Raw genomic sequence first — 12880 nt, 5'->3', positions numbered from 1 at the left:
TCTAAACTATGGAATATGCGAACATACTGTTTTTTTTAGAGCAAATTTCTTTTCTACATATTAAAATAAGCTGAAAAAGTATAACCCATCATTGGGTTTACTCGTTCGTGTTTTCTGCTAAGTTTATAATTTGTAAACTGTTTCTATATTGTACCGGGGATAGGCCAATAGTTTTTTTAAATACTTTTGAAAAATAAGTAGGTGTTGGGTAATTGAGCTCATAAGCAATCTGTGCAATATCTTTTGTCAAATCTCGCAGTAATACAAGGCTATATTGAATATTAATTTCCCCGATCCAGTATTTGGCCGACTTTCCTGTTACTTTTTTTACACAACGGTTTAAATAGTTTTCCGATATGCACAAATTTTGGGCATAAAAACCCACGGTTCTATGCTCAATATGATGTTCGTTTATGAGTTGTTTGAATAAGTATACAATTTCAAAATCCCTTATATTATGCTGCTTTTCTTTGTTGTAGCTATTTAGCCTTGATAAAATAGAGTAGAAAATAGGCATGTAAATATTCGGCCTGTTTTCACTATGCAACAGCTCTCCGTTGAGCAAAATAACACTTGCAATAATTGCTTGATAATCAAATAGACTTAAGCTGTAATACGGTGTGTATTTAAACTCGTCTTGTCTACCTTCCATTAAAAAATACTGTGTCAGCACATCTGACTCATAAACAATAACGAAACCTTCCGCATCGTTTGATACATATTGTGTTACTGTCCATGCTCCTTGGCGTATATGAACGCTTTCTTGCTGAGATATTTTATAAGTTGTTTTATTTATTTGTTGCTCAACAACTCCGTTTGTTACGAATATGATAAAATTAAATGAGGTTCGGTAAGGGTGCTGCGCTGTTAATATGCCTCTTAAATATTGTTCTATTGTGTACAGTTGTAAAGAGTTGGAGTTACCTGATATTGTAGTATCAAGAAATGGTAAATAGGCTTTTTTAAATTCCTGACTTGATAATATTCTATATATGTTTTCCACAGTGTAAACGAAAAAAATCAGTAGCTAAAATACAGAATAATATTGACAGAATAAAGTCCTGAAAAGGGACAGCTATTGCCTGTTTTAGGTATGGTTTTGCTCGACATACAGCCTATTTTAGCGCCTAGTTTATAATAAATAATTTATGTATTTAACACAGCAAGAAAAGGAAAAAATGTTTTTGCTTTTCGCGGCTTCCATTGCGAATAGCAGAAAAGAAAAAGGGCTTAAGTTAAGTTATCCTGAGGCCGTAGCCTATCTGTCAGGTTATGTAATTGAAGGTGCGCGGGAAGGGAAAAGAGTGAATACTTTGATTGTAGAATGTTCAAAGTTATTGACGTCCGAAGATGTGATGGACGGTGTTGCAGAGTTATTGGAAGATTTACAGGTAGAGGCCATGTTCCCTGACGGGACAAAACTAGTATCTATTCATCGACCAATTTTACAATATAAATCATCTGTCGTGATACCCGGGCAGTATACTTTTGCAGAAGATGACATTATTCTTTCCCCACACCGCAAACGCATTCAGGTAACGGTGGTTAATATTGCCGATCGTCCTGTGCAAGTAGGTTCACATTATCATTTTTACGAGACTAATCCAGCTCTTTCTTTTGATAGGGAGAAAACCAAAGGTTATCATTTAGATATTGCCTCGGGTTTATCTATCCGTTTTATGCCAGGAGAAGAGTTGTGTGTAGATCTGGTGGAATTTGGAGGAGAGAAAGAAATTCATGGTTTTGCAGGAAAAGTAAATGGTAAAATTCAAAAAGATTAGAAGATGAAAAAGATATCGCGCAAAGAATATGCAAGCTATTTCGGCCCAACAACAGGAGACAAAATCAGACTAGCAGATACTGATCTCTGGATCGAAATTGAGAAAGATTTTACAACATACGGTGATGAGTTGCTTTTTGGAGGGGGAAAAGTAGTACGAGACGGGATGGGGCAACACCCTTTAGCGACCAAGGAGGAAGTGCTGGATATCGTTATTTCTAATATAATGATTGTTGATCATTGGGGCATCGTAAAAGCGGACATTGGTATTAAGGATGGGATTATTGTTGGAATTGGAAAGGCAGGAAATCCTTTGGTGATGGATGGTGTTACACCTAACATGGTTGTTGGTGTAGGTACCGAATATATAGCCGGTGAAAACCTTATTGTAACGGCAGGAACTATTGATACTCACGTACATTATATATGTCCGCAACAATTTGATGTTGCTTTACAATCCGGTACAACTACTGTTGTTGGTGGCGGAACGGGGCCAACGGCAGGAACATTAGCAACTAACTGTACATCTGGCGTGTGGAATTTACAGAAAATGGCATTAGCAACGGATAAAATTCCTGTTAACTTTATTTTTCTGGCAAAGGGGAACAGTTCTAGTGCAGAAGCTTTGAATGAAATCATTACCGCTGGTGCCGGAGGGATGAAGATTCATGAAGATTGGGGCAGTACGCCCTATGTACTGAATAAATGTATGGAAGTAGCCGATGATGCCGATATTCAGGTATGTATTCATACAGATACATTAAACGAGGCAGGCTTTGTTGAAGATTCATTAGCATCTTTTAATGGACGCTCTATACATACTTACCACACAGAAGGCGCGGGGGGAGGGCATGCTCCCGATTTATTAAAGGTGGTTGAGCATGAAAATATTTTACCATCTTCTACCACACCTACCAATCCGTTTACAATCAATACTATAGATGAACACCTCGATATGATGATGATATGCCATCATCTAGATAAGAATATTCCAGAAGATATTGCTTTTGCAGAATCTAGAATCAGGGAGCAGACTATTGCTGCTGAAGGTTATTTACATGATATGGGGGCGATATCGATGATGAGTTCCGATGGACAAGCGATGGGAAGAATCGGAGAAGTCGTAACCCGGACCTGGCAGATAGCAGATAAAATGAAGAAAGATCGTGGATTTCTTTTTGAGGACCAGCCCAATGGCAACGATAATTTCCGAGTAAAAAGATATGTCTCTAAATACACGATCAATCCGGCTATTACGCACGGTATTTCAGAATATACCGGGTCTATAGAAATAGGTAAAATGGCCGATTTAGTTTTCTATCGTCCTGCCGCTTTTGGTATAAAACCCGAAATGGTTATGAAAGGTGGCTTTATTGCCTATGCAGGTATGGGTGATCCTAATGCCTCGATTTCCACACCGCAGCCCTATATGTATCGCCCTATGTGGGGATCTTATGGTAAAGTAGTAGGAGCGACATCTGCATTATTTGTTGCGCAACAAGCTATTGATAAAGGTGACTTGCAAGAGTTTGGGATAACTAAAATGTTGAAAGCAGTTAAAAACACACGAACTATTAAGAAACAAAATTTGATTCATAATGACTGTACACCAAAGATTGTTATGGATCATATTACCTATGATATCAAGATTGATGGGAATGAGGTTTCTGTGAGCCCTTCTTCATCTTTGCCATTGACACAATTATATTTTATTTAATCTCCAGCTAATAGGTCTTTAAAAATATCAAAGCTTCTTTTTTTAATAACGCTGAAAGCTTATTTGCATTCAGCGTTATTTTTTTGTTACTCTCCATGTTATTACGTGCGTTTATAAGTCATCTGCGAAGCATCAAATTAGTACCTTTTGGAATAATAATATATTTCCTTAGGTTTGTGTTAATCAATTATTTACAACAGGTTTTTATGCGTATATATACTCTTCTTATTCTTTATGTCTGTATATTTTGCTTTACCGTTCAGGCGCAACAATTTGCACGTACAGCAGATAGACAGAATAGTGCCGAATCAAGCTTTAGTGCCGATAGTGTCCAGGTTAAATGGAAAACAGAAACAGGAGGGAAGATTTTTTCTTCTCCTATTGTTTCAGATGGCATTTTATATATAGGTTCCTGCGATAGCAATCTTTATGCACTAGATAAGAATAATGGAAACATATTGTGGAGGTATAAAACAGGTGGCGAAGTGCGCTCTTCAGTTGCTATTGATGGGGGCATTGTTTACTTCTTATCCGGCGATGGTGTCTTTTATGCATTAAATGCCAAAGAAGGAATATTAAAATGGCAATTTAAGACAGGTGGAGAGCAACTTTATGACATGTGGGATTATTTTCAATCTTCGCCTACTGTAAGAAATGAGACTGTGTACTTCGGTTCGGGCGATCATCATATTTATGCTTTAAATAGTCAGGACGGTTCTTTACGTTGGCGCTACAAAACTGGAGGTATAGTCCATGCTTCTCCAGCATTATCTGAAGATGCAATATTGGTAGGCAGCTTTGATGGTTATTTTTATTGTCTTGAGGAAAATGGAGATCTTCGTTGGAAATTTAATACCTTGGGAGAGCATTATTTTCGAAAAGGTGAGGTGCAGTTTAATGCGACAATAGCAGATAGTAGTGTCTATTTCGGTGCGCGGGATTTTAATTTATATGCCTTAAAAATAAAAGATGGTTCCGGGCATTGGGTATATCATCAGCAGGGAAGTTGGGTAAGTATTCCAAGCATTGCTCGTAATCGTTTGATCGCAACTATGTCTGATTCTTTTTCTATTTTAGTGATGGGCAAAACTTACGGAAATATAGAGCACAGTCCTTGGGTGCCATTGAATGTTTTTAGTAGCGCTTCTTTGAGTGATAGTTCGGCATACTTTGGTGCTATAGATGGAGTCCTATACCACCTCAATATTTCTACAGGAGTTGTTACTTCAATCTTCCAAACAGACGCTAGTAAGAAAAATAGAATAAATTTTTTCAATACCGATGGTTTATTACGTGATGAATTACTGAGTCTTTACAACGATGATTTTATGCAAGCTTTTCTTGGTTACTACGATATGGGGAGTATTTTTTCTACCGTTTGGCTCGATCAAAAGTCGATTTATTTTGCTTCGACAGATGGGTATATCTATGCGTTAGAATAAGTGATTGTTATATCCCTACCCTAATCGGATTACCTTTTCCAATCGGGATAGGGGAAGTTCATTTTTTTTATCCACTATTTATTCGTTATATTGGATACAAGGCTTTTTTGTTTCTTCCGCCAAGTGAAGCGCCTATTGATAATAAAATGAGCCAACAGGCCTGCTATTAATCCCCAAAATGCACCTCCGATACCGAAAAGGGTGATATTAGCTGCAGAAACTAGAAACGTAATCAGGGCGGCTTCCCTCGTTTTTACATCAGCCATTGCATTTGTTATACTTCCGGCAATAGTTCCCAATAATGCTAGGCCGGCGAGCATTGCGATAAAAGACGACGGAAAAGCCATGAAAAGAGCTACAAATGTTACTCCAAAGATTCCCACAAGAGAATATAGTACCCCACAGGTAATCCCTGCTATATATCTTTTCGTAGGGTTTTCATGTGTATCCTTTCCGGTGGCAATTGCCGCTGTAATAGCTGCCACATTAAAAGGCGATGAACCAAATATTGCAAATACCATAGACCCTAATCCCGTAACAGCTAATATCGGATTAGCGCTTACCGTATAACCATCGTTCTTCAGTACGAGCATACCTGGCATATACTGACCAGTTAGTGTGACAATAAAAAGTGGTAGTGCTACGCTCAGTACTGCATTCATTGAGAAATTAGGTGCTGTAAAAATTGGCTGAGAAAAGCTCCACTCTAAAGAATTGAATGTAATATTATCGGTCAGCAACAGATAGGATAGCCCAACCAGCAAGACACCTAAAATAGCATAGCGAGATGTAAATCTTTTAATTATGATAAAACAAGCAAACAGCAGACATACGAGTACAGGGTCAACTGCTATCTCTTTAAAGGCGTTGATGCCAAAGGGGAACAGAATTCCAGCTAGCAGTCCTGCTGCTATCCCTTGGGGAATAAGTTTAATCACGCGGTCAAACATCCCTGATAGCCCTAGAATAAAGAAAGCAGTTCCTGATAGTATGTATGCTCCTATAGCCTCTGAATAGGGCACAGTTGCAAGTGCTGTAATGAGAAAAGCAGCTCCAGGCGTCGACCAAGCTGTAATAATTGGCGTTTTATAACGAATACTTAACCATAGGCCTGTTAATCCTGTTCCGAGGGATACTGCCCAAACCCACGATGAGGTAAGAGCCGCATCTAATCCTGCAACTTTAGCCGCTTGAAATATGAGAATAAAAGTGCCTCCATAATTTACGATTACCGAAACAAAACCAGCAATAATGAGGCTTGGGAAATCACTGGCTCTAAGTTTGTTTTTATTTGTTGTTGTCATCTTGCTACTTCTTTAAAATCTACTGCAAAAGTACAAGTTGACTGGTGTGTTTTAGGGTGACAGATTTTTTATTCTTAGTAGTCCAGATGGAGGTGTCAATGACCGGACATGCTTATACTCGCTACTGTGAGTAAGTCACTTTCCCTTTTAGTGTCAATGTTTTTATATCTTCTTGGGTAGCATTAAGCGTAGCTTTTACTTTCTTCTCCTTTAGCCTTTTTAATATCGATATACTCCAGCTTTCCGGCCAGTCTTCAAAGTTTACAAAAAAATATAGGGGATATAACGTTTGCTGCGGTTCTGCGCGTGTTGGAAGAATCTCCGCTGTTGAGCTTATAAGGTATTGACCAACTTGTTTTTTTTGAAATTTATAAAACAGAGCATCGGGTAATGAAGCTTCTAAAATTTTGTTATATTTCCAAGCCTGTGTAATTGTTGGTACATTTACTTCGTTGATCTGAATTTCTTCCATCATATTGAAATCATCGTCGTATGTATAGGCTATTGATGTGTCTTTTTGCAAGCTATATTGACTACTAATCTGCAAGTCAAAATAATCATCTTCCAGCTGTCCAGGTTTTAACGTGGTGTAGCTATTGATAAAAGTTGTGAGAAGTGGTATTTCCTCGGCAGGCAATACATTCCAGAACGTCAAGATTTGCTGAGTTGTATCTATATCTCTTATTTTAAAATTAGTTTTTAAGTCCTTGTTTAGCAGCCATTTTCCATCTATTTCAGTTTGTGTTTTTTTTATAGTTGCTTCTAGCTTTAAAGCACCGTTTTTTTCATTATAGGCGATATGTTTTTTTGATAATGCATCCTCAAAGCCCTTAAATGAGCCTATTTGTACCCACTTATCTTTTTCCAGCAACAAGGCTCGCAGGTCTTTAAAATCAGCATTACCTGATGTTGTTATTTTATAGACGATATTATCATAATCAAATAAGAGCTTGATATTTTTATTGATAACTACGCTCACTATTCCTTTTTCTTTATCTAAAAAGTCAATGGCCTCCGGGTAAAAATTTGCAAAAAAAGAGAAGCAGTCGTCATAGTTTTTCAACTTCAATATACCATAAAACTCCGCTTTCTGTGAAGGTATCGTAAATAAATGTATCCGAGCCGGAATCGAAATTCCGGCATCGAATACAAGTCTTTTTATCCAAGAATTGCTTTCCTTTGTTTTTGGCTGTTTATTATTCCAGGGAAATACACTAGATATATTGTCCAGTAATAGGTCGTCTACTGCAAAAGATAAAACACTCGTACTCGTGCTACTCACATATTGCTCTTTGATTTTACTTTTTCTAACGATATATACCGTGCTTATAGAGCCTACGATGAGTAGGACGAGGGTAGCTATTATAAGGGCAACTCTTTTCATGTATACTTAGTTTGTATCGCTATTATTTAAGTTCTCCATGATCTGTTTTAACAGATGTTCAAGTGCACTTTTATCTTTTTTAGGCAATTCAAGAGACAGCTCACCGTATATTCCCTTATTATTTACGGTGTTCGACTTAATTTGAACATCACCATAGTCAGAAAGGCTCTTTAGTTGTTTTTTCCAAGATTCAGTGACCGGTATTTCTAGTTTTTGTATCATCTCAGGAATAGCGGGAGTATGTACTACAAAATTGAAGGGGTACTTCATTATATCTTTCTTGATACTAGCCTGTGAGTTACTTTTAAACCTGTTTTCCTGAATAGATTTGATTTGATCGATGTCGCTTCCTACAAATACAATATCTTTCTTGAAAAGAATGTGGATAGCTTCTCTATTGTCTTTTTCTGCAATAGTATAAATATCGTTATCGTGTGTAGCTTCTTCTTTTTTTACTGCATATGCAAGAATTGTTTTGAACAAGCGCTGATCCTCAGAGGTAAACATCCATAGATAGCTAGGCACGTATTCCTCTTTGGTTTTTGTAACTTCTACATAATCGTAATTTTCATCATATTCATAGTCGATATATTCTTTAGACACTTTCTGTAGGTCATTGAGGAAAAATAAATTATCTCCTTTCATTAGTTTTCCTATCGCTTTTTCGTCCAATCCAATTTCTAAAGCTGTAGTAGCAAGGCTCAATATGTCAGCATATTCTTCACTCATCATGGGCGCATACCAACGCGAAACTAGGGTAGGCAATTGCTGCAGATATCCTTCTGTGCTAATATTTAAAGAAACATAAGCTAAATGATTATCCGGAATGTATTTTATAAAATCTTTATTTAATTTGTTTTTATAAAGCTCTTTGAAAAAGCGAATCATCTCTTGATCCACATTTACAGTACCTGCTAGTTTAATCGTATGTTTATCTTGGATGAGATCTAGTGTAGCATCTTGATAGCCATACTTAATATCTCTGATACGAACACCATATGCTACTTCTAAGATATCGTAAGGCAAAGCTTCTTGATAGGCTTGATCTAAATTTGGTATCCACATACGTACTAAGACTTTATTATCATTGATATGTATAGCTTTATTCTTAGCTAGATTATTTTGTGGCTCTAAGTAATTGTCAAAGTCTTTGGGAAACCATTGCATGAATAACTCATTTTTGATTGAATCATTTATTGCTATCCTTTCTTGGTTCAATAGATAAATAGAATCTGTTTCCATATCATATTCGTCATAATAGCTACTGTCGGAATCAAAATCCCAGTCTGTAGCTTCTGCTGAATCTCCTACTGCTTCCCAGTCTTCCCAATTTTCAATAGCCACTGTGGCTTCCTCTTCATTATAATCCTCTTCCCATTCATCTAAACTCTCTGCTTCCATTTCTTCTTCTTCCCAATCCCATTCTTCTAGGTCTTCTGTTGTTAATGTATCTACTGTAGCCGCTTCATTTTCTATGTTCCAGATAACTTCTTCCGCTGCGTCTGCTAATGTATCGTTGTACTCCCATGCATCATATCCGTATGCTTCAAGATTTAGACCGTAACGGTCGCCAACCTCTTGTATTTGAAAATAACTGTCGTTTAGCGATCCTGTCAAAATCAGTAAGCTTTCCCCATTCCAAGCTACTTGTGTTTTCCCGTCTTGTGACACTCTTTTTTCATAACCTTTATAGCTTGGGATTTCGTTAAATTTAGAGAACATGTGTTCTTGAATACGATGCCCGGCTTTCAGTGGGAATAATATTCCCGTGTAGTTTAAACTATCTGAGCTTGTTCGGTAGATATAAGCTTGCTTATTAAGATCTAAATCCTGCTCAAGAAGCTCTTTCACGGACATCTTTATGCCATTGGTTTCTTCTTCTATGGCTCCAATTTTAGCTAACGTTTCACTCCATAAACTCAGCGAACTGCTTTCTATAATACCCTTGTTGTTTATACTTACAACAAATTGGCTTTCTGCCGGTATTTTGCTGCTCAAGTCCTGAGCATGAGAAGCGATTGTTGTTAAAAATGGAATCGCTGAGAAAATTAAAAATTTTAATTTCATATATATAGTATGTTATATCAACGGTCAATATTATCCTCCTGTATATTTGGCTAACCGTTAATACAAAGTTATCCACTAATTTAGGGATTCACCATCCCCGAAAACAGGGGTTTTGTGCCCTGCAGTATAGATTATTGTATGATCAATCCGTATTCGGTTGCTAGTTTAATTGCTGAGCTTAAGTTTTTTGTGCCAAATTTCTCAATCAGGTTCTTTCTATGGCTCTCTACTGTATGTGGGCTAATAAATAGTTTTTCTGCTATCTGTGCAGTTGTTAGGCCTGATGCAGCTTCTGTGAGCACCTCTTTTTCTCTTCTAGTCAGCTTAGGTACAGTGCGCAGTTCATCTTTTGTTTTTTTATCCACGACTAGTTTTGTCTGCGAGCATAAAAATATATCTCCGTCCAACACTCTATTTACACCCGAAATAATTTCTTCTACAGAAGCATTCTTTTGCATATAGCCACGTGCACCTTGCTCTAATACACTATTAATTACTGCATATTCATTATGTACACTAATGATGATGATCTGCGTAGCGGGATATTTTGATCTCAAAGGCTTCACCAGTTCAATGCTATTAGCATCGGGTAGGTTTATGTCCAACAATAACACATCAATGGCTGTATTAGCTAATCCTGCTTCCATTTTGGTAGCGTCAGGGTAACAACCTACGACCTCAAAGCCCTCTTCTTGGGATAATATATTTCTCAACCCTTCTAACAATAAAGGGTGATCATCTGTAATGGCTATTTTTGTCATTTCGTATTGTTTTTAGGAAAGGTGATTTCTACACTTGTTCCAACGTTTATCTCCGAGTGTATATGTAGTTTTCCTTTTAAGAAATCAATTCTATATTGAATATTATGCAAACCTGCCGATTGATTGCCCTTCACTTTTTCTACGTCAAAGCCCTCTCCATCATCCTCTACTGTTAGGTGGTATTGAGTTTCCTCTTCTACAAGTTGTATTAATATCTGTTTTGCCGAGGCGTGTTTAATGGCATTATTCACCAATTCTTGTATGATCCGATAAATCAGAAGCTGTTTATCCTTTTCCAAATCACTCTCCATATGCAAAAACTGTACGTCAATATCTAAACGTTCGTTTGACATCCGTGCAGCATAATCTTTTAATGCCTCTTGTAAGCCGTATCTATTCAGTAAATCAGGCATCAGGTTGTGTGCTACCCGACGCAATTCTTCCACAGCTGTATCCATCTGTTTCAGCGAGTTCTCCAGATCGTTTTTAATCGGGGATGCCACCTGATCGCTTAATTGCGATAGGCTAATTTTTGTACTGGATAATAATCCGCCGAGGCCATCGTGCAAATCGCGTGCCATCCGTCCTCTTTCTTTTTCTTGCCCATCGAGCATCGCCGTTAGGGTAGCAATTTTCACATTCTGCCTTTCTTTATCCAGACTGAAATTATAGAGCTCTCTATTTTGTCGTAAACTTCTTGAACGTTGTTTATAAGCGTATAGAAGGAAAATAACAGCCAGTAAAAACACGACAATTAAGCTAATATAATACTTGCTTATTTTTTCTTTGTATACAATTTCATTTTTGTAATTCAATATATCTTGGGCACGGTTTTGTGCTTCTAAACGTGATAGTTTAAGTTCTTGCGATCTTTTTATCGACTCTAACTCCGTTAATTCCAGTTTCTTTCGTTGGTTTTCCTCATGCAGCTTTAGGTTCTCAAACTCTTGCTTTTGCTGTAAACTAATGCTGTGCATCAAACTGATCTGCTGTTCTTTCTTATCAGCTTCTAGCTGCATATTGATAAGCTCTTGCTGTTGTCTTTCTTTCTCAAATTGCGCTTCCAATTTGCGTCCCAATTCGAGTTGTTCTTGGTTGTGTATAGATTTAAACGTCTCCATATACGCCCGCTGATAATGAATAGCTTCGACCAGATTGTTTTCTGACTCTGCAATATCCGAAAGACTTTCGTAAATACTCAGCATAATATTTTGATCATAAACAGCGCTCTGTGTAATGGTTGTTAGTGCGGCAAGTAGGTATTCTTTAGCGCGCTCGGGTTCATTGTTTTTAACCGCTACTTCTGCCATAATGCCGTATGCTGAGGCGACATGGGTATACTGCCCTGTTGCCAATCCTTGTTTTCGGGCAAGGTCAGCATAAAAAATCACTTTATCTTTATATGACGCTGGGAAAAACCTATGGTACAAATTGGCCAAGTTATTGGCTACAAAAGAAAGGCTAGAAGGGAAGGGGATTTTATTTTTATTCTTATTGTAGGTATCAATCGCTTTTAGGTAATATTGCTCCGCTTGGTCACGTGTGTGTAGGTTGCTTTCATCTGCTATATATCGTTGTTCATACATATAGCCCATCAGCATGTAAGCATCAAAGATTGCTACAGGATCCTTTTGCTGTCTAGCAAGGTTTAGCGCAAGCTGACTGTATTTTTCTTGAAGCTGATATTCGTTCCAATTTGCATATATAGAAGTTAGTTCCTTGTAGGTTGACGATTTGCGGCTGTTCAGCGTAGGCGAGGCTGGTGCGGCATCAAAATGATTTATTGCATTTAAAAAACTTCTTACAGCCTCGCCTTCTTTATTGTCTCTCACTAAGAGCCAACCTTCGCAATAGCTTACATAACCTTTTATTTCTTGATTTTTTGACCTTTCCGCAAAGTCTTTTGCTTTTCTCAAGCTACTTTTTGAAGCTTCTGTTTCTTCATTGATGCGGTTACTCATAGCTTCAATAGCATAGAGATAGGCTGCATAACCTCCATCTTTTAACTGTACAGCTTTTTTGATATTTTCATCTAGGATAGTATAGGCCAGTTGTTCTTTTTTATTGAAAAACAAGGCCTGTATGTATTTACCGGCTATATAAAATTTTTCTGGGTTATCTGCACTTGTATTTTCATACTGTGTTTTCAAATTATCTAAAACTTCTTGTGCATGGCTAGGCTTTACTGCGCATAAAAACATAAAGCTTATACAGAGAAACTTTATCATTAATTTGAAACCTATTTTATTTAGACCCATCGCTTTATACTAATTACTTGCATATACTATATTTTGCAGTGCAAATATTCTTCCTTTTATTAAGTTATGCAATCCCTGCTTTCAACTATTTTCTGTTATTGTATTACCTAGCATAAATATCCCCAGTTTCAGCTATAGGATTAAACTTTCAATAAGTACAACTTTGT

General features: G+C 37.3%; 9 protein-coding genes. 3 read left to right on the top strand and 6 right to left on the bottom strand.

Features of this window, described 5'->3' with window-relative positions; genetic code table 11:
- Positions 1-97: 97 nt before the first annotated feature.
- Positions 98-1003, bottom strand: coding sequence for a helix-turn-helix domain-containing protein (locus ORI89_RS07000; protein ID WP_268229731.1), 906 nt, complete (start codon positions 1001-1003; stop codon positions 98-100).
- A 145-nt stretch (positions 1004-1148) separates the two neighbouring features.
- Here ORI89_RS07000 and ORI89_RS06995 point away from each other — a divergent pair, with 145 nt between their 5' ends.
- The 3 genes from ORI89_RS06995 (at position 1149) to ORI89_RS06985 (ending at position 4939) form a co-directional block, all read left to right on the top strand.
- The gene (locus tag ORI89_RS06995) at positions 1149-1781 is read left to right on the top strand and encodes an urease subunit beta (protein WP_268229730.1); all 633 of its coding nucleotides are present in this window, start codon (positions 1149-1151) and stop codon (positions 1779-1781) included.
- Between the two features lie 3 nt (positions 1782-1784).
- Complete coding sequence (gene ureC / locus ORI89_RS06990) at positions 1785-3497, top strand: urease subunit alpha (protein ID WP_268229729.1); 1713 nt, start codon at positions 1785-1787, stop codon at positions 3495-3497.
- Positions 3498-3703: 206 nt separating this feature from the next.
- On the top strand, positions 3704-4939 hold the full coding sequence (locus tag ORI89_RS06985) for a PQQ-binding-like beta-propeller repeat protein (RefSeq protein WP_268229728.1): 1236 nt from the start codon (positions 3704-3706) through the stop codon (positions 4937-4939).
- Between the two features lie 74 nt (positions 4940-5013).
- Here the strand turns inward: ORI89_RS06985 and ORI89_RS06980 are convergent, their stop codons facing one another.
- The 5 genes from ORI89_RS06980 to ORI89_RS06960 all read right to left on the bottom strand — a co-directional run bounded on the left by ORI89_RS06980 (position 5014) and on the right by ORI89_RS06960 (position 12683).
- Positions 5014-6243, bottom strand: coding sequence for a benzoate/H(+) symporter BenE family transporter (locus tag ORI89_RS06980; protein WP_268229727.1), 1230 nt, complete (start codon positions 6241-6243; stop codon positions 5014-5016).
- 121 nt (positions 6244-6364) lie between these two features.
- Positions 6365-7627 (bottom strand): hypothetical protein, encoded by a 1263-nt coding sequence (locus ORI89_RS06975; protein WP_268229726.1) that lies wholly within the window; start codon positions 7625-7627, stop codon positions 6365-6367.
- Positions 7628-7633: 6 nt separating this feature from the next.
- A complete protein-coding gene (locus ORI89_RS06970) occupies positions 7634-9694 on the bottom strand; it encodes a hypothetical protein (protein ID WP_268229725.1) in 2061 nt (686 codons plus the stop codon).
- Positions 9695-9825: 131 nt separating this feature from the next.
- The gene (locus ORI89_RS06965; protein WP_268229724.1) at positions 9826-10455 is read right to left on the bottom strand and encodes a response regulator transcription factor; all 630 of its coding nucleotides are present in this window, start codon (positions 10453-10455) and stop codon (positions 9826-9828) included.
- A complete protein-coding gene (locus tag ORI89_RS06960) occupies positions 10452-12683 on the bottom strand; it encodes a sensor histidine kinase (RefSeq protein ID WP_268229723.1) in 2232 nt (743 codons plus the stop codon). Before ORI89_RS06960 ends, ORI89_RS06965 begins: the two co-directional genes overlap by 4 nt.
- Positions 12684-12880: the final 197 nt, after the last annotated feature.

The organism is Sphingobacterium sp. UT-1RO-CII-1 (assembly GCF_026711005.1).
Lineage (GTDB): Bacteria > Bacteroidota > Bacteroidia > Sphingobacteriales > Sphingobacteriaceae > Sphingobacterium.
The sequence above is the reverse complement of the archived record's forward strand: the minus strand, read 5'-3'. Positions and strand labels throughout refer to the sequence as shown.